This is a genomic window from Denitratisoma sp. DHT3 (assembly GCF_007833355.1).
Taxonomy (GTDB): domain Bacteria; phylum Pseudomonadota; class Gammaproteobacteria; order Burkholderiales; family Rhodocyclaceae; genus Denitratisoma.
This window is the reverse complement of the sequence record NZ_CP020914.1, coordinates 3,368,910-3,392,997: the sequence shown is the minus strand read 5'-3', so window position 1 is coordinate 3,392,997 and position 24,088 is coordinate 3,368,910. Positions and strand designations below refer to the sequence as shown.

Here is a 24,088-nt window from a genome sequence, read left to right as displayed (position 1 = left end):
CGAATATTTCACGAAAGTAGGTCGGCGGAATCGCCGTGAGGCGCGTTAATACTGGTGTCGAGACAGGGTTAACGGAGTATTCCGCCGATGCCAAATTGTACGCGTGGGGACATGGAGTTTGGGCGCCTGGGTCGTTGCACGATTGAGGCGAATTTTGAGGGTGGCGCGCTCAGTTCCGATGGCGGCCTGATGCTGCTGCGGCAAGTCGACCGGCGCATTGGATTGTCACGTGCGGTAGCGGAAGCACTGCACGACCCACGGGATCAGGATCGCATCACGCATGGGATGCGCGACCTGGTCGCCCAGCGCCTGTATGCCCTGTGCTGCGGGTACGAGGATCTGAACGACCATGCCGCCCTGCGCAACGACCCGCTGATGCAAACCGCCGTCGGCACGGGTGATGAATTGGGCAGCAGCCCGACCCTGTGTCGGCTGGAGCAGCGGGCCACGCGATCGGACATCGTGGCCTTGAACCGGGTACTGGTCGACCAGTTCATTGCTAGCCAGGCGACCTGTCCGGAGGAACTGGTGCTGGACATCGACGCCTCCGACATCCCGCTGCACGGGGAACAGGAACAGACCGAGTTCCACGCCTACTACGACCACTACTGCTACCTGCCCCTGTATGTGTTCGCTGGCAAGGCCATGCTCGCCTGCGTCCTGCGCCGCAGCCGGATCGACGGTGCCAAGCATGCGGCCGCCGTAATCAAGCTGATCGTGACCCGGCTACGCCAGACCTGGCCGGCCCTGCGGATCATTGTGCGCGGGGATTCGGGATTCTGCCGCCAGCGCCTGATCCGCTGGTGCGAACGCCACGGCGTCGGCTACATCATCGGGATGGCGAGGAATGCCCGTCTGCATCGCCACGTAGCTGACTGGGAGCAGACGATGGCGCAGGCTTTCCACGACACCGGGGTCAAGCAGCGACTGATCCGGCAATTCTCCTACGCCGCCAAGAGCTGGGATCGGGAACGACGCCTGATCACCCGCCTGGAGTTTGGCGTCCAGGGCACCAATCCGCGTTTCATCGTGACCAACCTCGACCGTCCTGCCGAGGAGCTGTATGACGACCTCTACTGCCAGCGGGGCGAGGCCGAGAACCGGATCAAGGAAACCCAGTTGGATCTGTTCGGTACGCGCGCCAGTTGCCACAAGTTCCTGGCCAACTGGCTGCGCATCTTGTTCTCGGCATTGGCTTACACGCTGATGCAACGCCTGCGCGAGATCGCGCTCCGGCACACCGATCTGGCGAAGGCCACGGCGGCGACGATTCGCGTAAAACTGCTCAAGATCGGGGCGGCGGTGATTCGCAATACGCGGCGCATTCGCATCCTGCTGGCGTCGCACCATCCGCTGCGCGATATCTACTTCATCGCCGCCAACGCCTTGGCGTCTCCATAGCCGCAACCGAGTGCGTCCCCGACATGGTGAGCTTCGGGGGTTGGGGGAAGTCCGTCTGAAATTCGCTTATTTGATCAAGATTTGATCAAATGCCTCCACACGCATCACGATCAACCCGTCCAGCATATCTACGCGCCCAAATCATAGGGCTGGTGAAATATCCGGGCTAGAGGAAACGATCCAGCAGCTTGCGGCTGTGCCGGTCCAGGACCTTGATGTCCCGGATCAGGAACTGGATGCCGTGGCTGTCGGCGATCAGCAGCGTATGGTGTCCCAGGCGGCGGATGTCCTCCTCGCCCTTGAGGACGAAAGCCGTTTCCCCCCGGTGGGTCTCCACCTGCCAGGTGCTGGGCGTGGCGAAGCTCGAAACGCCGTGGATGCGGCAGATCTCCGGCATGAACTCCCGGCTCGCCAGTTCCTCCTCCAGCAGGCTGCGCTGGTCGGCCGGCAGCTCCGTCATGCGTTCGATCCAGGCGACTTCGTGACCCTCGGCATTGACCAGGGCCAGGCCCTCGTCGGGTGCGGCGATGGGGAAGGCGCGCACCGGCACCACGCCGCTGTGTGACTCGCCGCCGGCGGTGAACACCAGCCGGCCGAAAGCATTGCGCGTCAGTTGGAATTCAGTCATCGCCGCTCTCCCCGGTCCGTCCATCGCCATCCATCCCATCCACATCGACATTGCGGGCCTGGGCCTGGTACAGCCGGTAGTAGTGGCCTTCCCGGGCCATCAGCTGCTCGTGGTTGCCGACTTCGACGATCTGGCCGCGGTCCATCACCACCAGCCGGTCGGCGCGGCGCAGGGTGGACAGGCGGTGGGCGATGGCGATGGTGGTGCGCCCCTGGACCAGATTGTCCAACGCCTTCTGGATTTCCTTTTCGGTCTCCGTATCCACCGAGGAGGTGGCCTCGTCCATGATCAGGATGCGCGGGTCGATCAAGAGCGCCCGCGCGATCGACAGGCGCTGGCGCTCGCCGCCGGAGAGCCCCTGGCCCCGCTCCCCCACCAGGGAGTCGTAGCCCAGCGGCAGGCGCAGGATGAACTCGTGGGCATGGGCGGCGCGGGCGGCGGCGATGATTTCCGCCCGGCTGGCGCCGGGCTTGCCGTAGGCGATGTTGTCGGCGATGGTGCCGAAGAAGAGGAAGGGCTCCTGCAGCACCAGGCCGATGTGGCGCCGGTATTCCGCCACGGGCAGGGAACGGATGTCCACGCCATCCACCTGGACCGCCCCTTCGCTGACGTCGTAGAAGCGGCAGATCAGGTTCACCAGGGTGCTCTTGCCGGAGCCGCTGTGGCCCACCAGGCCGATCATCTCGCCGGGCCGGATGCTGAAGTCGAGGTTGCGGATCACCGAGCGGTTGCCGTAGCGGAAGCCGACGCCGCGCAGCTCGATCGCGCCCCGCACCTGGTCCAGATGCACCGGTTGCTGCGGTTCGGGCACGCTGGAGACATGGTCGAGGATGTCGAAAATGCGCTTGGCGCCGGCGGCCGCCTTCTGGGTCACGGAAACGATGCGGCTCATCGAGTCGAGCCGGGTGTAGAAGCGGCCGATATAGGCGATGAAGGCGGTCAGTACGCCGACGGTGATCTGGTTCTTCGACACCTGCCAGATGCCGAAGGCCCAGACCACCAGCAGGCCGGTCTCGGTGAGCAGGGTCACGGTGGGGGAGAACAGCGACCAGACGCGATTCACCCGGTCGTTGATCGCCAGGTTGTGCTGGTTGGCCTCGCGGAAACGCGCCACCTCGCGCCGCTCCTGGGCGAAGGCCTTGACCACGCGGATGCCGGGAATGGTGTCGGCCAGCACGTTGGTGACTTCGGACCAGATCCGGTCCACCTTCTCGAAGCCGGTGCGCAGCCGGTCGCGCACCAGGTGGATCATCCAGGCGATCAGGGGCAGCGGCAGCAGGGTCACCAGCGCCAGCCAGGGATTGATCGAGATCAGGATCGCCGCCGTCATGCCGATCATCAGCACGTCGGTGGCGAAGTCCAGCAGGTGCAGGGAAAGGAAGACGCAGATGCGGTCGCTCTCGGAGCCGATGCGGGCCATCAGGTCACCGGTGCGCTTGCCGCCGAAATATTCGAGCGACAGCTTCAGCAGGTGCTCGTAGGTGGTGGTGCGCAGGTCGGCGCCGATGCGCTCGCTGACCAGGGCCAGGATGTAGGTCCGCGCCCAGCCCAGGCCCCAGGCCAGGAGCGCCGCGCCCAGCAGGCCGCCCAGGTAGAGCGTCACCAGGCCGACGTCGATCGGCTTGCCGTTCTGGAAGGGGATCAGCACGTTGTCCATCAGCGGCATGGACAGATAGGGCGGCACCAGGGTCGCGGCGGTGGCCGTCAGGGTCAGCAGGAAGCCGGACAGCAGCTGCCCCCGATAGGGCCGTGCGAAGCGCCACAGACGCAGCAGGGTCCAGGTGGAAGGCGGCGTGTGGATTTCCCGGGCGCAGACCGGACACTCATCCTGGTCCGGCCCCAGCGGCGCCTTGCAGCGGGGGCAGACGGCGCCGTCGTCCACCGGAAGCGGGACGCCATCGAGGAAGCTGTCCCGCTGCCGATCGAACTGATCGGCAAGACGCTGGGCCGCCAGGTTCTGCCCCAGGGTATAGCGCCAGTGGGCCAGGCGGGCCGATGCGTCCTGCAGTTCCAGGATGCCGACGCCGGCATGGTCGTGGTGGGAGAGCCGCAGCCCTTCCCGGTAGGGCCACTCCCGCCAGGCTTCCGCGCCTGGCGTCCAGGCCAGCAGGCGCCGGTCGGTGACCACCAGCAGGCCGCGCTCGAAATGCAGCCGGGCGTCGAGATCCGGCTCCATCCAGGCCAGCAGGCGCTCGCCCGCGCCCAGGTGGGAAAGGATTCTGTCGCGCCAGAGATTCGGCACGGTGTCGCTCGCGGAAAATGCTGCAACGGGAAGATTTTTCGTCATAAAACCTGTTCTGGGGTCGGCAATCCGCACGGCGGGCATCCGGCGCCAAGGAGGGCCCGAAAGCTGCGGGACGACCGGCCCGCCGGCCATCGCCCCGCCTTCGCCAGTATACTCAACGCTCCCGGATGAGCCTTCGGGAGGAGCGGCGGTCCATCGGTAAACCATTTTCGACGCCGCACGTTGACCGGGCCACAATAAATAATTCTCCCGCCCCTCGGTCCGGGGCCGCCTGCCGATCTTCGCTGACCTTCTCCATGGCTGACAGAACCATCAAAATCCTGCGGATCACCCCTTTGCGCGGTCCGAACGTCTGGACCTACCGCCCGGCCCTGGAGGCCCTGGTGGATATCGGCGACCTGGAGGACGCTCCCTCCAACACCATACCCGGCCTCTATGAACGGCTCTCCGCCTGGCTGCCGACCCTGGCCGAGCACCGCTGCAGCATCGGCGAACCCGGCGGTTTCCTGCGGCGAGTGCGCGAAGGCACGTGGCCGGCGCACATCATGGAGCACGTCACGCTGGAACTGCAGAACCTGATCGGCCAGCGCACCGGCTTCGGCAAGGCGCGGGAAACCTCGACCCGCGGTGTGTACAAGGTCGTGGTCCGGTCGCGCGAAGAGGAAGTCACCCGCGCCTGCCTCCATGCCGCCCGCGACCTGCTGATGGCCGCCATCGACGACACGCCCTTCGATGTCGCGGGCACCGTGGCGCGCCTGCATGAGCTGGCCGATGCCCGCTGTCTGGGCCCCTCCACCGCGAGCATCGTCGATGCCGCGGCGGAGCGCGGCATCCCGGCGCTGCGCCTGAACGACGGCAATCTGGTGCAACTGGGGCACGGCGCCAATCAGCGCCGGGTATGGACCGCCGAGACCGACCGCACCGGCGCGATCGCCGAAGGCATTTCGCGCGACAAGGATCTGACCAAACGCCTGCTGCAGTCCTGCGGCGTGCCGGTCCCCGAGGGCCAGGTCGTCGCCAGTCCCGACGAAGCCTGGGAAGCCGCCCAGGACATCGGCCTGCCGGTGGTGGTCAAGCCCAGCGACGGCAACCATGGCCGTGGCGTGTCGATCGAACTCGGCACCGAGGAGGAGGTCAAGGCCGCCTTCGGCGTGGCCGACGCCGAAGGCAGCGCGGTCATCGTCGAGCGCTACGTCCGCGGCGACGAGCACCGTCTGCTGGTGGTGGGCGGCAAACTGGTGGCCGCCACCCGCGGCGACAGCCTGTGGATCGAGGGCGACGGCGATTCCACGGTGCGCCAGTTGATCGACGCCCAGATCAACAGCGATCCCCGGCGCGGCGAGGCGGAGGAATTCCCCCTGGAGCCCCTGGTCCTGGAGCGGGAACCCGCAACCCGCCTGCTGCTGGCGCGCCAGGGCCTGGAGGGGGAGGCCATCCCCGCCGCGGGCAGGCGGGTGCTGATCCAGCGCAACGGCAACATGGTCAACGACGTCACGGACCGCGTTCATCCCGAAGTGGCCGCCTCGGTGGCCCTGGCGGCCCGCATCGTGGGCCTGGACATCGCCGGCATCGATCTGGTGGCGGAGGACATTTCCCGTCCCCTGGAGGCGCAGGGCGGTGCCATCGTCGAGGTCAATGCCGGACCGAGCCTGCTGATGCACCTGAAACCCGTTACCGGCCAACCGCGCCCGGTAGGCCAGGCGATCGTCGAGCACCTGTTCCCGGAGGGGGACGCGGGTCGCATTCCCGTCATCGGCATCGCCGGCACCCGCGGCACCACGATGGTCGCGCGGCTGCTGGGGCGGCTGATCCAGTTGAGCGGCAAGACCCTGGGGATGGCCTGCCGCGACGGCCTCTATTTCGGGCAGCGGCAAGTGCAGGATGGCAACTGCAGTCCCTGGAAATCCGCCCGCCGCGTGCTCTTGAACCGTTCCGTCAAGGTCGCGATATTCGAAAACGACGGCGCCGACATCCTCGCCGAGGGCCTCACCTACGACCGCTGCCAGGTGGGCGTGGTAACGCATCTCGACCGGGCCGAGAGCCTGGCGGCCTTCGACGTGCGCGAGCCGGAGCAGGTCTATAACGTGTTCCGCACCCAGGTCGACGTGGTGCTGCCCGGAGGCGCCGCCGTGCTCAACGCCGACGACCCGCTGGTGGCGCGGATGGCCGGCCTGTGCGACGGCGAAGTGATCTTCTACGCGGCCCGCGAGGACAACCCGGCGGTCGCCGCGCATCTCGCGCAAGGCGGACGCGCGGTGGTGCTGCGCGCCGGCCAGATGGCGCTGCTGCGCGGCGACCGGACGGAAGCCCGGATCTCCGCCAGCTGCGGCTCGGCCGCCGTCACCATCGAGGACATGCTGGCCACCGTGGCCGTGGCCTGGGCCCTCGATCTGCCGGATTATCTGGTCCAGACCGGCATTGTCACCTTCGACGCCGATGCGCTCCCGGCCAACGCGGAGCGCACCTTGAACGTTCGGGCCGGTTGAACCGCCGGCATCTCAGGAAAACCATCCATGGAAGTCTCTCGTATCCGGGCCTTGCGAGGCCCCAACCTGTGGAGCCGCCACACCGCGATCGAGGCGATCGTCTCCTGCGCCCCGGAGGAATGCGATCTGGACACCCTGGCCGGCTTCGAGGAGCGGCTGCGCCAGCGCTTTCCTGAAATCGGCGTGCTGCAGCCCGCGCGCCACGGGGATGTCGTGTCCATGGCCCATGCGCTGGAGTTCGCCGCCCTCGGGCTGCAGGCCCATGCCGGCTGCCCGGTGACCTTCAGCCGCACCACCCAGACCGTGGAATCCGGGGTCTTTCAGGTGGTGGTGGAGTACAGCGAGGAGCCGGTGGGCCGCCTGGCGATGGACTTGGCGCGGACCCTGTGCCAGACCGCCCTGACGGGTGAGCCCTTCGATCTGGAGGACGCCCTGGCGCGGCTCAAGGAGCTCGACGAGGACGTGCGACTGGGGCCGAGCACCGGCGCCATCGTCCAGGCCGCGATGCTGCGCGGCATTCCCTTCCGGCGCCTGACCGAAGGCAGCCTGGTGCAGTTCGGCTGGGGCTGCAGGCAGCGGCGCATCCAGGCGGCGGAAACCGACGGTTCCAGCGCTATCGCCGAGTCCATCGCCCAGGACAAGGAGCTCACCAAGATGCTGCTCGACGCCGCCGGCGTGCCGGTGCCGCAGGGCCGTCCGGCCTCCGATCTGGAGGATGGCTGGCAAGCGGCGCTGGACATCGGTCTGCCGGTGGTGGTGAAGCCGCAGGACGGCAACCAGGGCAAGGGCGTCACGGTGAACATCAAGAACCGGGAGAGCTTCGAGGCGGCCTATGCCGCCGCCACCGAGATCAGCTCGGAAATCCTGGTGGAGCGCTACCTGCCCGGCCAGGACTACCGCCTGCTGGTGGTGGGGGATCAACTGGTGGCGGCCGCCCGGCGCGAACCGCCGCATGTGACCGGCGACGGCGCGCACACCGTGCGCGAGCTGGTGGAGCAGGTCAATAGCGATCCGCGGCGCGGCGAGGGACATGCCACCTCGCTGACCAAGATCCGCTTCGACGACATCGCCCTGACCTGCCTGGCGGCGCAGAATCTGAGCGCCGAATCGGTGCCGCCCAAGGGCATGCGGGTGGTCCTGCGCAACAATGCCAATCTGAGCACCGGCGGTTCGGCCACCGACGTCACCGACGACGTCCATCCCGAAGTCGCGGCCCGTGCGGTGGCGGCGGCGAAGATGGTGGGGCTCGACATCTGCGGCGTGGACCTGGTCTGCGACAGCGTGTTGCGCCCCATCGAGGAACAGGGCGGCGGCATCGTCGAGGTCAACGCCGCCCCCGGCCTGCGCATGCATCTGGCGCCCTCCTTCGGCAAAGGCCGCCCGGTGGGCGAGGCCATCGTGTCCACGGTGTTTCCCGACGGCGAGGACGGACGCATTCCGGTGGTGGCGGTGGCCGGCACCAACGGCAAGACCACCACGGTGCGCCTGATCGCCCACCTGCTGGCCAGCCAGGGCCTGTGCGTCGGCATGACCAGCACCGACGGCGTCTACGTCGATGGCCGGCGCACCGATACCGGCGACTGCAGCGGTCCCCGCAGCGCCCGCAACGTGCTGCTGCATCCCGCCGTCGAGGCCGCCGTGTTCGAGACCGCCCGCGGCGGCGTGCTGCGCGAGGGCCTGGCCTTCGACCGCTGCGACGTGGCGGTGGTCACCAACATCGGCCTGGGCGACCACCTGGGCCTGTCCTACATCAGCACCGTCGAGGACCTCGCGGTGGTGAAGCGGGTGATCGTGCAGAACGTCGCGCCCAAGGGCGTCGCCGTGCTCAACGCGGCCGACCCCATGGTGGCGCGGATGGCCGCCGTCTGCCAGGGGGTGGTGACCTTTTTCGCCCGCGACCCCAACCATCCGGTGATGGCGACCCATCGCGCCCAGGGACGGCGCGTGGTCTTCGTCGACGGCAACGACATCGTCGCCGCGGAAGGCTGGGAGGAGCGGCGCCTGCCGCTGGACGGGATTCCCATCACCGGCAAGGGCGACATCGGCTTCCAGGTGGAAAACGTGATGGCCGCCACGGCCGCCGCCTGGGCGCTGAACCTGGATTGGGAGACGGTTCGCGCCGGTCTGGGCAGTTTCGTGGCCGATGCCCGGACCGCCCCCGGCCGCTTCAATCTCTTCGACTACCGGGGCGCCACGGTGATCGCCGATTACGGCCACAACCCCGATGCCATCCAGGCGCTGGTGAACGCGGTGAACACCATGCCGACGAAACGCCGGACCGTGGTCATCAGCGGCGCCGGCGACCGGCGCGACGAGGATATCCGGCAGCAGACCCGGATTCTGGGCGACGCTTTCGATGAGGTCGTGCTCTACCAGGATCAATGCCAGCGAGGCCGGGAGGATGGCGAAGTGCTGGCGCTCTTGCGCCAGGGCCTGGAAGGGGCCAACCGGGCCCGCCGGATCGAGGAAATCCGCGGCGAGTTCCTGGCCATCGATACCGCCCTGGAGCGGTTGGAACCAGGCGACCTTTGCCTGGTCCTGATCGACCAGGTGGAAGAGGCTCTGGCCCATATCGCCAGCCGCTGCACGGGCGCAGGGTAAGTTGGCTTGCTTATGCTTGCTCTTCTTGTGATGGCGCTTCTTGCCGACAGCGGGAGCGGCTGCTTCCGCTTTCTGTCGTCCGAGGGGCGGGTCGGCTCGCTTCGATTTGCTGTTTCACGCCAGGCGCCATTCTCCGGGTGACAGTCCCTCCAGGGTCCAGGGGCCGACCGCCCAGCGGATCAGGCGCAAGGTGGGGAAACCCACTTTGGCGGTCATGCGCCGCACTTGACGGTTCTTGCCCTCCTTCAACACCAGTTCCACCCAGGCGGTGGGGATCGCCGCCCGATAGCGGACCGGCGGGTCGCGCGGCCAGAGTCCCGCGGGTTCATCGATCAGGCGTGCCTGACATGGCCGGGTGACGAAATCGCCCAAGTCCACGCCGCGGCGCAGCCGGGCCAGCGCCTCCGCATCGGGAACCCGCTCCACCTGCGCCCAGTAGGTCTTGGCCAGCTTGTGGCGGGGATCCGCGATCCGGGCCTGGAGCGCGCCATCGTCCGTCAGCACCAGCAGGCCCTCGCTGTCGGCGTCCAGACGTCCGGCCGGATAAACGCCGGGCAGCGGAATGTAGTCCTTCAGCGTGGGATGCCCATCGCCGCCGCTGAACTGGGTGATCACGCCGTGGGGCTTGTTGAACAGCACGATCCTGGACAAGACTCAGTCCCCCTCTGCCGCGCGGGGGAAGAAATGGCGGAAGCGCAACGGCTCCGGATCGGGCGCGGGCGGAATGCGGCGGAAATTGCAGTCGGTCATGTGTTCGATTTCGTCATCGTCGTGGAATGCCACCCGGCCGTAGCGCGTCACGCCAAAGTTCTTCCACGGCATGTCGTCGGGAAAGATGCTGGCGATAGCCAGTGCGCGGATGGCGACACCGTATTCCTTGGCGTCCTGTTCGATCAAATCCTCCCGACCGGCGCACCGCACCTTGAATGGAGTAGATTTTAACATTGGCGCTTATGTCATTTCGTAATGTGAAACATATTCCCGCTATCCGGTTTTGAATAAAGATAAAATATAAAGGAGTTGTTCCAGCGGATGTCCGGGATACCCCCGGCGTCGGCGCTTGCAGGTCGAGGCTTACCCGTCGCGGCCGATTTCAACGTAAAACATTCTGGAGGAAACATGGCCGCAGCAAAGTCAAAAATCATCTACACGCTGACTGACGAGGCGCCCTTCCTGGCGACCTGCGCATTTCTGCCCGTCATCCGCACCTTTACGGAGCCGGCGGGAATCGCGGTTGAAACGGCGGACATCTCGGTGGCTGCACGCGTGCTGGCCGAGTTTCCCGAGTACCTGAAAGAAGAGCAGCGGGTACCGAACACCCTGGCCGAACTCGGCAAGAAGACGCTGGAACCCGACGCCAACATCATCAAGCTGCCCAACATCAGCGCCTCCGTGGCTCAGTTGATGGCCTGCATCAAAGAGCTCCAGGGCAAGGGCTACGCCGTCCCCGACTACCCGGAAAACCCCGCCACCGACGAACAGAAGGCGCTCAAGACGCGCTACGCCAAGTGCCTGGGTTCCGCCGTGAATCCGGTGCTGCGCGAAGGCAACTCCGACCGCCGCGCCCCGGCGGCCGTGAAGAACTACGCCAAGAAGCATCCCCATTCGATGGGCGAATGGAAACAGTGGTCGCAGACCCATGTCTCCCACATGCACACCGGCGACTTCTACCACGGCGAGAAGTCGATGACCCTCGACCGCGCCCGCGATGTGCGCATGGAGCTGGTCGGCAAGAGCGGCACGACCACGGTCCTGAAACCCAAGGTTTCGCTCCTGGCCGGCGAGATCATCGACTCCATGTTCATGAGCAAGAAGGCGCTGTGCGCGTTCTACGAGCGCGAGATGGAAGACTGCCGCGAGGCCGGCATCCTCTTCTCGCTGCACGTCAAGGCGACGATGATGAAGGTCTCGCACCCCATCGTCTTCGGCCACTGCGTGAAGATCTACTACAAGGAAGCCTTCGAGAAGCACGGCAAGCTGTTCGACGAACTGGGCATCAACGTCAACAACGGCATGGCCACGCTCTACGAGAAGATCAAGACCCTGCCGGAATCCAAGCACGACGAGATCATCCGCGACCTGCACGCCTGCCAGGAGCACCGTCCGCGACTGGCCATGGTGGACTCGGCCAAGGGCATCACCAACTTCCACTCGCCCAACGACATCATCGTCGACGCCTCGATGCCGGCGATGATTCGTCAAGGCGGCATGATGTGGGGCGCCGACGGCAAGCAGTACGACAGCAAGTGCGTGATGCCGGAGTCCACCTTCGCCCGTATCTACCAGGAGATGATCAACTTCTGCAAGTGGCACGGCAACTTCGATCCGAAGACCATGGGCACGGTGCCCAACGTCGGCCTGATGGCCCAGCAGGCCGAGGAATACGGCTCCCACGACAAGACCTTCGAGGTCCCCGAGGACGGCGTCGCCAACATCGTCGACATCGCCACCGGCGAGGTGCTGCTGACCCAGAACGTGGAAGCCGGCGACATCTGGCGCATGTGCCAGGTCAAGGACGCGCCGATCCGCGACTGGGTCAAGCTGGCCGTCACCCGCGCCCGCAACTCCGGCATGCCGGCCGTCTTCTGGCTGGATTCGTACCGTCCGCACGAGGCCGAGCTGATCAAGAAGGTCGAGAAGTACCTCAAGGATCACGACACCAGCGGCCTCGACATCCAGATCATGTCCCAGGTGCGCGCCATGCGCTACACCCTGGAGCGCGTCGCCCGAGGCCTCGACACCATCTCGGTGACCGGCAACATCCTGCGCGATTACCTGACCGACCTGTTCCCGATCATGGAACTCGGCACCTCGGCCAAGATGCTGTCCATCGTCCCGCTGATGGCGGGGGCGGCATGTACGAGACCGGCGCCGGCGGCTCGGCACCCAAGCACGTCCAGCAACTGACTCAGGAAAACCACCTGCGCTGGGATTCGCTGGGCGAATACCTTGCCCTGGCGGTGTCCCTGGAAGATCTCGGCATCAAGGAGAACAATCCGCACGCCAAGCTGCTGGCCAGGACCCTCGACGCGGCGACCGGCAAGCTCCTCGACAACAACAAGTCCCCCTCGCCGAAGACCGGTGAATTGGACAACCGCGGCTCCCAGTTCTACCTGTCCATGTATTGGGCCCAGGAACTGGCCGCGCAAACCGAGGACAAGGAACTGGCCGCCCGCTTTGCGCCCCTCGCCGCCGCCTTGGCCAAGAGCGAAGCGCAGATCATCGCGGAACTCAAGGCGGTGCAAGGCAAGCCGGCCGACATCGGCGGCTACTACAAGGCCGACGCCGCCAAATGCGAAGCCGTCATGCGTCCGAGCCCGACCTTCAACGCCACCCTGGCGACAACGCACGCTTGAGCAACCAGGCGCACCGCGCAAGCACCCAGGATCACGGCCCGCCGGTCATGGCGGGCCGTTTTTCTTCGTGCACCCGACACGGGCGCGCCAAAAAGAAGAAGCCCGCGCAAGGCGGGCTTCTTCTTTGGTGTCGGTGCTGTCGCCGACGCCGTCTTAGGCCTTCTGAATGTTCGAGGCCTGCTTGCCTTTGGGGCCCTGGGTAACATCGAAGGAAACCTTTTCGCCTTCCTTCAGTGTTTTGAACCCAGACATAGTGATGGCGGAAAAATGCGCGAACAGATCTTCGCTACCATCATCCGGCGTAATGAAGCCGAAACCCTTGGCGTCGTTAAACCACTTGACAGTACCAGTTGCCATAAACCTTCTTCCTTTGCGTTGATCAAAACTCCGGCGCCGCATTGACCTCTGGGAATCGAGGTGCCGGGACATGCCTGAACAAGATCACAACTGCGGAAGGGACCGGGCGGCAATCCAGGAATCTGAAGAACCCCGGGGCGACCACTGCAGTTTGACCGTGAAGCAAACACCGTTCGCCTTTTACGCACTTTGTATTTTCGCGTCAAGATTTTTTTTTGTTGCGCGACAACATTCCAACAGTCGGTCTCCGACTGGATTTAGAGCCAAATCGCCCCCATATTCCAATCCGTGGCCCGCATTGCGGTACCGTCGATTCGAATTAAAATCAAACCATGCCATCAAAGAAGGAAAGTTCCGGGAGGGAGAGCAATACAGCTCTCGAACCCGAGAAGATTCGCGTCAAGCCCCCGCCGCTCTATCGCGTGTCTCTGCTCAACGACGATTTCACGCCGATGGATTTCGTGATTGTCGTGCTGGAGAGATTTTTCGCCATGAACCGTGAAATGGCCACCGTCGTCATGCTCAAGGTGCACCGTGAAGGAAAAGGCGTTTGCGGCGTCTATCCGCACGATGTGGCCGCCACGAAAGTTGAACGCGTCACCGCATTTGCCCGTCAACATCAACATCCACTAGCCTGTGTGATGGAGGAAGTGAAATGATCGCCCAGGAACTCGAAGTCAGCCTGCACATGGCTTTTGTTGAAGCCCGGCAAAAACGGCACGAATTCATCACCGTCGAACACCTGCTGCTCGCCCTTTTGGACAACCCGTCGGCGGCACAGGTGCTGCGGGCGTGCGCGGCCGACGTGGAGGAACTGCGGCGCGAATTGATCACCTTCATCGCCGAGCACACGCCCACGCTGTCCGGCAGCGACGAGATCGATACCCAACCCACGCTGGGCTTCCAGCGCGTGATTCAGCGGGCCATTCTCCATGTGCAGTCGTCCGGCAAGAAGGAAGTGACCGGCGCCAACGTGCTGGTGGCCATTTTCGGCGAGAAGGAATCGCACGCGGTGTATTTCCTTCAGAAACAGGAAGTTTCCCGCCTGGACGTGGTGAATTACATTTCCCACGGCATCTCCAAGACGCCCCAGGCGGCTGCCGGCAAGCCCGAGGAGCATCCGGAAGCCGAAGCCCAGGAAAAAAGTGGCGCATTGGAAAGCTATACCCAGAACCTGAACCAGTTGGCGCTGACCGGAAAGATCGATCCTCTGATCGGCCGCGAAAAAGAGCTGGAGCGGGTGATCCAGACCCTGTGCCGGCGGCGCAAGAACAACCCCCTGCTGGTCGGCGAAGCCGGCGTCGGCAAGACGGCGATCGCCGAAGGTCTGGCTTATCGCATCGTCGAAGGCAAGATTCCGGAAGTGCTGAGCGACGCCACGGTCTACGCGCTGGACATGGGCGCCCTGCTGGCCGGCACCAAATACCGGGGCGACTTCGAACAGCGGCTCAAGGCGGTGTTGAAGCAGCTGCTGGAGAACCCCAAGTCGATCCTGTTCATCGACGAGATACACACCCTGATCGGCGCCGGCTCGGCGTCCGGCGGCACGCTTGACGCTTCCAATCTGTTGAAGCCGGCGCTGTCCTCCGGCAGCCTGAAGTGCATCGGCGCCACCACCTTCAGCGAGTTCCGCGGGGTCTTCGAAAAAGATCACGCGCTGTCCCGGCGTTTCCAGAAAGTGGAGGTCAACGAGCCGTCAGTGGATGAAACGGTGGCGATCCTGCGCGGACTCAAGAGTCGCTTCGAGGATCACCATGGCGTCAAGTATTCCTCCGCGGCCATCACCTCGGCCGCGGAACTCGCGGCCAAATACATCAACGACCGGCACCTGCCCGACAAGGCCATCGATGTGATCGACGAAGCCGGTGCCGCCCAGCGCATCCTGCCCAAATCGCGGCAGAAGAAGCTGATCGGCAAGCAGGAAATCGAGGATATCGTCGCCAAGATCGCCCGCATTCCGCCGCAGCACGTATCCGCCGACGACCGCTCGGCGCTGAGGAACCTCGAAAGGGATCTGAAGAACGTGGTGTTCGGGCAGGACGCGGCGATTTCGACCCTGTCCAAGGCAATCAAGATGTCGCGCTCGGGGCTGGGCAATCCTCAGAAACCCATCGGCGCCTTCCTGTTCTCCGGTCCGACCGGCGTCGGCAAGACCGAGGTGGCCCGGCAGTTGGCGTACTGCATGGGGATCGAACTGATCCGCTTCGACATGTCGGAATACATGGAGCGCCATGCGGTTTCCCGCCTGATCGGGGCGCCCCCGGGCTACGTGGGCTTCGACCAGGGCGGACTGCTGACCGAGGCGGTGACCAAGAAGCCCCACGCCGTGCTGCTGCTGGACGAGATCGAAAAAGCCCATCCGGACATTTTCAACATCCTGCTGCAGGTGATGGACCACGGCACGCTCACCGACAACAACGGCCGCAAGGCGGATTTCCGCAACGTGGTGATCGTGATGACGACCAACGCGGGCGCCGAGGCGCTGCAGCGCACCAGCATCGGCTTCACTTCCGGCAAGCAGGCCGGCGACGAGATGGCGGAAATCAAGCGCCTGTTCAGCCCCGAGTTCCGCAACCGCCTGGATGGAGTCATCTCCTTCAAGGCCCTCGACACCCAGGTCATCCTGCAGGTGGTGGACAAGTTCCTGATGCAGCTCGAAGGCCAGTTGCACGAGAAGAAGGTGGAGGCGATCTTCACCGACGCCTTGCGCGTCTGGCTGGCCGAGCAGGGCTTCGACCCCCTGATGGGCGCCCGGCCGATGGCCCGGCTGATTCAGGACACCATCCGCTCCGCCCTGGCCGACGAACTGCTGTTCGGCCGCCTGATCCACGGCGGCAAGGTCACCATCGACCTGGACGAGGACGCGACGGACGAGCAGCACAGGGTGGCGCTCATCATCGAGCCGCCCGCCGTCGAACCAAGCAAGCCCAGCACCATCGACTCCTGAGTGCATCGGCGAGGGTACCGGCGGCATTTGTCGCCGGTACCCTCGTTTCAGTGATGGCGAGTACCCGAGTGGCGGGTGGCGCCGTTGCCGGGCTTGGGCGCACTGCGCCGGCCGGGTGCCGGATGAGCGCGCCCCGCAGCGCCCAGAGTCTTGCGGGAAGGCTCGCCGGGGCGGGGAGATGCGCGCGGCGCGCGGGGTTTTTGGATCGGTTCCGGCCGGATGCTCGGGTCCGGCTCGAACCCCGGTTCCACCCGCTTTTCGATCGGGCGCTTGAGCAGCTTCTCGACATCCCGCAGCAGCTTCGCTTCATCGATGCACACCAGGGACACCGCGGCACCCTCGGCGCCTGCCCGGCCGGTGCGGCCGATCCGGTGCACATAGTCCTCCGGTACGTTGGGCAGCTCGTAATTCACGACCTGCGGCAGCTGGTCGATATCGATTCCGCGCGCCGCGATGTCCGTCGCCACCAGCACATTCACCTTGAGGCGCTTGAAATCGTCGAGCGCCCGCTGGCGTGCGTTCTGGGTCTTGTTGCCATGGAGGGCGGCGGCGCTGATGCCCGACTTGTCCAGGTGCCGGGCCAGCGCGTCGGCGCCGTGCTTGGTGCGGGTAAACACCAGCACCTGGTGCCAGCCGTGATCCTGGATCAATTTGACCAGCAGGTCCTTCTTGCGCACCCGGTCCACCGGATAGACGGTTTGCGCCACGGCCTCCGCCGGGGCGTTGCGCCGCGCCACCTCGACGCTGATCGGGTCCACCAGAAGTCCATGCGCCAGGCCGCGAATCTCCTCCGAGAAGGTGGCGGAGAACAGCAGGCTCTGCTTCTTTTTCGGCAGCAGCGAGAGAATCCTGCGGATGTCGCGGATGAAGCCCATATCCAGCATGCGGTCGGCTTCGTCCAGCACCAGGATCTCGACGCCCGACAGATCCGCGTTGCGTTCATTGACGTGGTCCAGGAGGCGCCCCGGCGTGGCAACGACGATATCGGTTCCTGCTTTCAGCGCCTTGGTCTGCGGCCCCATGCTGACCCCGCCGTAAATTGCGGTGGCCCGCAACGGCAGGTGCGCGCCATAGGTGCGCACGCTCTCATGGACCTGGACCGCCAGTTCGCGGGTCGGCGTCAGGATCAACGCACGCGGCTTGAAGCGTTTGACGGACAACGAGGTATCGGCGGACAGGCGGTGCAGGATGGGCAGGGTAAAACCGGCGGTCTTGCCGGTGCCGGTCTGTGCTGCGGCCATCAGGTCACGGCCTTGCAGGGCGACGGGAATCGCTTGCAGCTGGATCGGTGTCGGGGTGTCATAACCCTGGCGGGCAATGGATTTCAGAATCTCGGCGCGAAGACCGAGGCTGGAAAAACTCATGATGATGCTCCTGGCTTCAGCCCCGCGTGTGCTTGGACACGAGCCAGTCTGGGCCGAAACGCTCAAGAGAAAAGTGCGCGCAGACTGCGCGACATCCCGGCAGACAGACTGAAGGAAGGCCGGGGAAGGGGCGCGGAGTGTACCACTGCTGGTCTCGAAGTTGGACTATTTCATGCAGCGAAACACATTTCACATCGCGGGAAATATTGCATATCACTATGTTTCAAATGAAAAATATTTAAATCTTAAGTCTTATATAAGACATAAGATAAATCTATATACTGCCAACCTATCGGAGGATGCCAGTGTCGAGATCCCCGATTTCCCCCAAATTCATCGAGACCAGGAGAATCCGTCATGACCACTCGCCAACAAGCCATTGCCCAACTGGAGAAGGACTGGGCCGAGAATCCCCGCTGGAAAGGCGTCAAGCGCGGATATTCGGCAGAGGACGTCGTCCGTCTGCGCGGCTCCCTCCAAGTCGAACACACGCTGGCCAAGCTCGGCGCCGAAAAGCTGTGGGCAAAGATCAATGGCGGCGCCAAGAAGGGCTACGTGAATGCCTTCGGCGCGATCACTGCGGGCCAGGCCATGCAGCAGGCCAAGGCGGGCCTCGAGGCCGTCTACCTGTCCGGCTGGCAGGTTGCCGCCGACGGCAACACCTCCGAGACCATGTACCCCGACCAGTCGCTGTACGCCTACGACTCCGTCCCCACCATGGTCCGCCGCATCAACAACACCTTCAAGCGCGCCGACGAGATCCAGTGGTCGCGCGGCATCGAGCCCGGCAGCCCGGAATTCGTCGACTACTTCCTGCCCATCGTGGCGGACGCGGAAGCCGGTTTTGGCGGCGTGCTCAACGCCTTCGAGCTGATGAAGAACATGATCGTCGCCGGCGCCGCCGGCGTGCATTTCGAGGATCAGCTCGCCGCCGTGAAGAAGTGCGGCCACATGGGCGGCAAGGTGCTGGTGCCGACCCGGGAAGCCGTCGAAAAACTGATCGCTGCCCGCTTCGCCGCCGACGTGATGGGCGTGCCCACCATCGTACTGGCCCGTACCGATGCCGAAGCCGCCAACCTGCTGACTTCGGATTGCGACGACAACGACAAGCCCTTCCTCACCGGCGAGCGTACCCAGGAAGGCTTCTACCGCGTCAAGAACGGTCTGGAACAGGCCATCAGCCGCGGCGTCGCCTACGCGCCCTACGCCGATCTGGTGTGGTGCGAAACCGGCACCCCCGACCTGGGCTTCGCCCGCGAGTTCGCCCAGGCCGTGCTCAAGGAGTGCCCGGGCAAGCTGCTGTCCTACAACTGCTCGCCCTCCTTCAACTGGAAGAAGAACCTGGACGACATCACCATCGCCAAGTTCCAGGACGAGCTCTCGGCCATGGGCTACAAGTACCAGTTCATCACCCTGGCGGGCATCCACATCAACTGGTACAACACCTTCCAGTTCGCCCACGCTTACGCCCGCGGCGCCGGCATGATGCACTACGTGGACATGGTCCAGGAACCCGAATTCGCCGCCCGCGACCAAGGCTATACCTTCGTCTCCCACCAGCAGGAAGTCGGCGCCGGCTACTTCGACGACGTGACCACGGTGATCCAGGGTGGCAAGTCCTCGGTGACCGCCCTGACCGGTTCCACCGAAGAAGAGCAGTTCCACTGAGCACCGTCGCGGCACCAAGCAAAAAGGCCAGACATCGCGTCTGGCCTTTTTGCTTGTCCGATGGCGGCGACCGGAGTCGCCGCCGAAGCGGTATCAGACCACCAGCGGCACGATCAGCAGCGCCACGATGTTGATGATCTTGATCAGCGGGTTCACCGCGGGGCCGGCGGTGTCCTTGTAGGGATCGCCCACCGTGTCGCCGGTGACTGCGGCCTTGTGGGCTTCGCTGCCCTTGCCGCCGAAGTGGCCGTCCTCGATGTACTTCTTGGCGTTGTCCCAGGCGCCGCCGCCGGTCGTCATCGAAATGGCGACGAAAAGACCCGTCACGATGGTGCCCATCAGCACGCCGCCCAGGGCCTGGACGCCGGCTTCCGGTCCCATCAGGGCCTTGATGCCGAAGGCCGTGACCACCGGCACCAGCACCGGCAGCAGGGAGGGGATCATCATTTCCTTGATCGCGGCCTTGGTCAGCATATCGACGCAGGTGCCATATTCGGGCTTGGCCGTGCCTTCCATGATGCCCTTGATCTCCTTGAACTGGCGACGCACTTCGACCACCACGGCACCGGCGGAACGGCCCACCGCTTCCATCGCCATGGCACCGAACAGGTAAGGAATCAGGCCACCGATGAACAGGCCGATGATCACCGCCGGGTTGGACAGGTCGAAGGTGAAGTGGAAGCCGGGATGAGCGGCCTCCAGGCCATGGGTGAAGTCGGCGAACAGCACCAGGGCGGCCAGGCCGGCGGAGCCGATGGCGTAGCCCTTGGTCACCGCCTTGGTGGTATTGCCCACGGCGTCCAGGGGATCGGTCACGGCGCGCACGCTGTCCGGCAATTCCGACATTTCGGCGATGCCGCCAGCGTTATCGGTGATGGGGCCGTAGGCGTCCAGAGCGACGATGATGCCGGCCATGGAGAGCATGGAGGTGGCCGCGATAGCGATGCCGTAGAGCCCCCCCAACGTATAGGAAGCATAAATCGCCGCGCAGACCGACAGCACCGGCCACGCCGTGGCCTTCATGGAGACGCCCAGGCCAGCGATGATGTTGGTGCCGTGGCCGGTGGTGGAAGCTTCGGCCACATGCTGCACCGGCTTGAACTCCGTACCCGTGTAGTACTCGGTGATATAGACCAGCAGGCCAGTAAGGACCAGGCCGATCACCGCCGTCGCGTACAGTGACATGGAGCTGATCAGCGTGCCGTCCGCCGTCGTCAGGCCAGTGCCGAGAATCCACGTGGTGATCGGATAGAAGGCGACCAGGGCCATCACGCCGGCCACGATCAGGCCCTTGTAGAGGGCATTCATGATCTTGCCGCCGGGCGAAGCCTTGACGAAGAAGGCGCCGACGATCGAGGCAATGATGGAGAACCCCCCCAGCACCAGCGGATACACGACCGCTGCATCGCCCTGGCCCTTGAACAGCAGGGCGCCCAGCAGCATGGTGGCCACGGTGGTCACCGCGTAGGTCTCGAACAGGTCGGCGGCCATGCCGGCGCAGTCGCCGACGTTGTCACCCACGTTGTCGGCAATCACGGCCGGGTTGCGGGGATCATCCTCGGGAATGCCAGCCTCGACCTTGCCCACCAGGTCGGCGCCCACGTCGGCGCCCTTGGTGAAGATGCCGCCGCCCAGACGGGCGAAGATGGAAATCAGGGATGAACCGAAACCCAGGCCCACCAACGGATGAAGGATGTGGTCCAGGCTGGCGTCGCCGCCACTGCTCTTGAGGAACACGTAGTAGCCGGCAACCCCCAGCAACCCCAGGCCCACCACCAGCATGCCGGTAATGGCACCGCCGCGGAAGGCTACATCCAGCGCAGGCGCAACGCCGTGGCGGGCAGCCTCGGCGGTGCGCACATTGGCTCGCACCGAGACATTCATGCCGATATAGCCGGCGGCACCGGACAGGACCGCGCCGATGACAAAGCCGATCGCCGTCTTGGCATCGAGGAAGACAGCAATCACGACGGCCAGCACCACCCCGACAATGCCGATGGTGGTGTATTGACGGTTGAGGTAAGCCTTGGCACCTTCTTGAATCGCAGCGGCAATCGCCTGCATGCGCTCATTGCCCGCCGGCTGAGCGAGAATCCACTTGCTAGAAACGGCGCCATAAAGGATGGCCAAGATGGCACACCCAAGCGCAAACATCAGTCCTGTTGTCATGCACTGCTCCTCTTGTTTCTGAATTCGACGGCTACGGGCCGCCTCCCTATTGCCGGCCCCCGCAGGATGCGAAGACCCTTGCTCGACGATTGCTCAAATCTCGAATTCTTCTAGCTTCTTCTCCACGCCGACATTCTTGAGCCGGACGTAATCCGGCAGACCGTCCCGATACGGCGGCGGCTCCTCGCCGGCGATCAGGGGCTTGAGGTAGGCACGACAGGCATCGGTGATGCCGAAACCGTCGGTGCTGATGAATTCACTGGGCATCTTCTTTTCCACGTTGGCCACGTCCTTCAGGTTGGCCACGCCGATTTCCCAACGGTAGGGCGCATCCGAAACCCGCAGGATCGCCGGCATCACCGCGTTGCGCCCGGCCAGCGCCAGTTCCACGGCCGCCTTGCCCACCGCGTAGGCCTGCTCCACGTCGGTGGCCGAGGCGATGTGGCGGGCGCTGCGCTGCAGGTAGTCCGCCAGCGCCCAGTGATACTTGAACCCGGTGCGGTCCTTGATCAGTTGCGCGATCACCTGCCCCACGCCGCCCAGTTGGCTGTGACCGAAGGCGTCGCTGCCGCCGGCCTCGGCCATCAGCTTGCCATGCTGGTCGAGCAGGCCCTCGGAGACGCCGATGCAGCAATAGCCATGGCGCGCCACGCAATCCTCGACGCGGGCAATGAAGGCGCGCTCGTCGAAGGGGACTTCCGGGAACAGCAACAGGTGCGGCGCCTCGCCCTCGGTCTCCGCCGCCAGGCCGCAGGCGGCGGTGATCCAGCCGGCGTGACGGCCCATCACTTCGAGCACGAAGATCTTGGTGGAGGTCTTGGCCATGGAGAGCACGTCGAAGCCGGCCTCCCGCATCGACGTCGCCACGTACTTGGCCACCGAGCCGAACCCGGGGCAGTTGTCGGTGATCGGCAGGTCGTTGTCGACGGTCTTGGGAATACCCACGCAGACCACCGGATATCCCAGTTGCTCGCCGATCTGGGAGACCTTCCAGGCGGTGTCCATGGAATCGTTGCCGCCGTTGTAGAAGAAGTAGCCGATGTCGTGGGCTCGAAACACCTGGATCAGGCGTTCGTACTGGGCACGATGCTCGTCCAGGCTTTTCAGCTTGTAGCGGCAGGAACCAAAGGCGCCCCCCGGTGTATGGCGCAGGCGCCGGATGTCGTCGGCGCTTTCCCACGAGGTGTCGATCAGGTCCTCGGCCAACGCGCCGATGATGCCGTTGCGGCCGGCGAGGACCTTGCCGATCCGCTGGGGGTGAGCCCGGGCCGTTTCGATGACGGCGCAGGCGGTGGTGTTGATGACAGAAGTGACACCACCGGATTGTGCATAAAACGCATTCTTCGCCGACATGGTGCCACCTCCTTGGATCGACATCTATTTCAACGCGTCGAAGGCCCGTTGCGTGATCGAATCGACACTGCCCAGGCCCTCGATCTTGCGATACCTGGGCGCCCGCGCATCGCCGCTGGCCGCCCATCCGGAGTAGTAATCCACCAACGGCTTGGTCTGCGAATGATAGACGTCCAGCCGTTTTTTCACCGTCTCCTCCCGATCGTCGTCGCGCTGGATCAGGGGTTCGCCGGTCTCGTCGTCCTTGCCCTCCACCTTGGGCGGATTGAACTTGACGTGATAGGTGCGGCCCGACGCCAGATGGACGCGGCGTCCGCTCATGCGGCCGATGATCTCCGCGTCCGGCACGTCGATCTCCAGCACGAAATCGATCGGCACGCCGGCGGCCTTCATGGCTTCCGCCTGGGGAATGGTGCGCGGGAAGCCGTCGAACATGTAGCCGGCCTTGCAGTCGTCCTGGGTCAGGCGATCCTTCACCAAGCCGATGATGATGTCGTCGGAAACCAGGCCGCCGGCGTCCATCACCTTTTTCGCCTCCAGACCCAGCGGCGTGCCGGCCTTGACCGCGGCGCGCAGCATGTCGCCGGTGGATATCTGGGGAATGCCGAACTTGTCCTTGATGAAGTTGGCCTGCGTGCCCTTGCCCGCGCCGGGAGGACCGAGAAGAATCAGTCTCATGAAATCTCCGATGAAAGAAACTTTATTTTTATCCCATGAACGTTACCGGCAATTGCCGGCCGGGTCAAACGCGAGCCGCACCCGCTCCAGGTCCTCCGGGGTATCCACGCCGGCCGGCGGCGCCTGTTCGCAGACCACGACCCGGATCGGATAACCGTGCCAGAGCGCGCGCAATTGTTCCAGCGACTCCCACTGCTCGGTCGGTGCCGGCGGCAACTGGCCGTAACGCTGGAGAAAGGAGACCCGGTAGGCATACAGGCCGATATGGCGCTGCGCCGGGAAATCCGCCGGCAGGACATCGCGGCGCCGGGCGAAGGCATCGCGGGCATAGGGGATCGGCGCCCGGGAAAAGTAATGCGCCCGACCGGCGGCATCCAGCACCACCTTGACCACGTTGGGATTGAAGAACTCGTCCACCTGCCGGATCGGATGGCAGGCGGTGGCGATCGCAGCCCCCGGATCGGCGGCCAGCGCCTCGGCTACCCGTGCCACCAGGGCGGGATCGATCAGCGGCTCGTCGCCCTGCACGTTGACCACGATCTCGTCCGCGCCCCAGCCCAGTTGCCGCGCCGCCTCGGCGATCCGATCGGTGCCGCTGGGATGATCGCTGGCGGTCATCAACGCCGGATGGCCGTGGGCCGTCACGGCATCGAACACCCGCTCGTCGTCGGTGGCGACCCAGACCCCGTCGGCGCCGCTCTTCAACGCCGCCTCGACGACCCGCACCACCATGGGCCGCCCGGCGATGTCGGCGAGCGGCTTGCCGGGCAGACGGGTCGAGGCGTAGCGGGCGGGGATGATTACTCTGAACCTTCCCCCCGCCCCCCGTCCCATA

16 protein-coding genes and 1 pseudogene are annotated in these 24,088 nt (G+C 64.9%); 7 read left to right on the top strand and 10 right to left on the bottom strand.

What is annotated here, in order from left to right:
- The first annotated feature begins 87 nt into the window (after positions 1-87).
- Positions 88-1,401, top strand: a complete 1,314-nt coding sequence (locus tag B9N43_RS15660) for an IS1380 family transposase (RefSeq protein ID WP_145840817.1) — start codon at positions 88-90, stop codon at positions 1,399-1,401.
- 166 nt (positions 1,402-1,567) lie between these two features.
- Here the strand turns inward: B9N43_RS15660 and B9N43_RS15655 are convergent, their stop codons facing one another.
- Both B9N43_RS15655 and B9N43_RS15650 read right to left on the bottom strand, forming a co-directional pair.
- Complete coding sequence (locus tag B9N43_RS15655) at positions 1,568-2,029, bottom strand: DUF1854 domain-containing protein (protein ID WP_145843132.1); 462 nt, start codon at positions 2,027-2,029, stop codon at positions 1,568-1,570.
- Entirely contained in the window at positions 2,022-4,316 is a 2,295-nt protein-coding gene (locus tag B9N43_RS15650) for an ABC transporter ATP-binding protein (protein WP_145843130.1), read from the bottom strand. Before B9N43_RS15650 ends, B9N43_RS15655 begins: the two co-directional genes overlap by 8 nt.
- 254 nt (positions 4,317-4,570) lie before the next feature.
- On the opposite strand from B9N43_RS15650, the gene cphA (B9N43_RS15645) reads away from it, so the two are divergent.
- Together cphA (B9N43_RS15645) and cphA (B9N43_RS15640) are read left to right on the top strand one after the other, a co-directional pair.
- On the top strand, positions 4,571-6,760 hold the full coding sequence (gene cphA / locus B9N43_RS15645; RefSeq protein WP_145843129.1) for a cyanophycin synthetase: 2,190 nt from the start codon (positions 4,571-4,573) through the stop codon (positions 6,758-6,760).
- Between the two features lie 27 nt (positions 6,761-6,787).
- Entirely contained in the window at positions 6,788-9,361 is a 2,574-nt protein-coding gene (cphA, locus tag B9N43_RS15640; RefSeq protein ID WP_145843128.1) for a cyanophycin synthetase, read from the top strand.
- Positions 9,362-9,475: 114 nt separating this feature from the next.
- Here cphA (B9N43_RS15640) and B9N43_RS15635 read toward each other — a convergent pair whose 3' ends face one another.
- Positions 9,476-10,012 carry a pseudouridine synthase gene (locus tag B9N43_RS15635; RefSeq protein ID WP_145843127.1) on the bottom strand — a complete coding sequence of 179 codons (537 nt, stop codon included), beginning with the start codon at positions 10,010-10,012 and terminating at the stop codon, positions 9,476-9,478.
- 3 nt (positions 10,013-10,015) lie between these two features.
- A complete protein-coding gene (locus B9N43_RS15630) occupies positions 10,016-10,306 on the bottom strand; it encodes an isocitrate dehydrogenase kinase/phosphatase-domain containing protein (protein WP_145843126.1) in 291 nt (96 codons plus the stop codon).
- Between the two features lie 87 nt (positions 10,307-10,393).
- Here B9N43_RS15630 and B9N43_RS15625 point away from each other — a divergent pair.
- Positions 10,394-12,717: pseudogene (locus tag B9N43_RS15625) on the top strand (NADP-dependent isocitrate dehydrogenase).
- 153 nt (positions 12,718-12,870) lie between these two features.
- Here the strand turns inward: B9N43_RS15625 and B9N43_RS15620 are convergent.
- Positions 12,871-13,074, bottom strand: coding sequence for a cold-shock protein (locus B9N43_RS15620; RefSeq protein ID WP_145843125.1), 204 nt, complete (start codon positions 13,072-13,074; stop codon positions 12,871-12,873).
- 332 nt (positions 13,075-13,406) lie between these two features.
- Here B9N43_RS15620 and clpS point away from each other — a divergent pair, with 332 nt between their 5' ends.
- Together clpS and clpA are read left to right on the top strand one after the other, a co-directional pair.
- On the top strand, positions 13,407-13,733 hold the full coding sequence (gene clpS, locus B9N43_RS15615; protein WP_145843124.1) for an ATP-dependent Clp protease adapter ClpS: 327 nt from the start codon (positions 13,407-13,409) through the stop codon (positions 13,731-13,733).
- Positions 13,730-16,021 (top strand): ATP-dependent Clp protease ATP-binding subunit ClpA, encoded by a 2,292-nt coding sequence (gene clpA, locus B9N43_RS15610; protein WP_145843123.1) that lies wholly within the window; start codon positions 13,730-13,732, stop codon positions 16,019-16,021. The genes clpS and clpA overlap by 4 nt, the downstream gene beginning before the upstream one ends.
- 47 nt (positions 16,022-16,068) lie before the next feature.
- Here the strand turns inward: clpA and B9N43_RS15605 are convergent, their stop codons facing one another.
- Positions 16,069-17,385: a DEAD/DEAH box helicase gene (locus B9N43_RS15605; protein ID WP_145843122.1), complete on the bottom strand. Its 1,317-nt coding sequence runs from the start codon at positions 17,383-17,385 to the stop codon at positions 16,069-16,071.
- Between the two features lie 357 nt (positions 17,386-17,742).
- On the opposite strand from B9N43_RS15605, the gene aceA reads away from it, so the two are divergent.
- The gene (gene aceA / locus B9N43_RS15600) at positions 17,743-19,053 is read left to right on the top strand and encodes an isocitrate lyase (RefSeq protein WP_145843121.1); all 1,311 of its coding nucleotides are present in this window, start codon (positions 17,743-17,745) and stop codon (positions 19,051-19,053) included.
- A 93-nt stretch (positions 19,054-19,146) separates the two neighbouring features.
- On the opposite strand, the gene B9N43_RS15595 is transcribed toward aceA, so the two are convergent.
- The 4 genes from B9N43_RS15595 to kdsB all read right to left on the bottom strand — a co-directional run bounded on the left by B9N43_RS15595 (position 19,147) and on the right by kdsB (position 24,087).
- Positions 19,147-21,222, bottom strand: coding sequence for a sodium-translocating pyrophosphatase (locus tag B9N43_RS15595; protein WP_145843120.1), 2,076 nt, complete (start codon positions 21,220-21,222; stop codon positions 19,147-19,149).
- Positions 21,223-21,315: 93 nt separating this feature from the next.
- A complete protein-coding gene (locus tag B9N43_RS15590; RefSeq protein ID WP_145843118.1) occupies positions 21,316-22,575 on the bottom strand; it encodes a 6-phosphofructokinase in 1,260 nt (419 codons plus the stop codon).
- Between the two features lie 24 nt (positions 22,576-22,599).
- Positions 22,600-23,253 carry an adenylate kinase gene (adk, locus tag B9N43_RS15585; protein WP_145843117.1) on the bottom strand — a complete coding sequence of 218 codons (654 nt, stop codon included), beginning with the start codon at positions 23,251-23,253 and terminating at the stop codon, positions 22,600-22,602.
- A gap of 42 nt (positions 23,254-23,295) precedes the next feature.
- Complete coding sequence (kdsB, locus tag B9N43_RS15580) at positions 23,296-24,087, bottom strand: 3-deoxy-manno-octulosonate cytidylyltransferase (RefSeq protein WP_145843116.1); 792 nt, start codon at positions 24,085-24,087, stop codon at positions 23,296-23,298.
- Position 24,088: the final 1 nt, after the last annotated feature.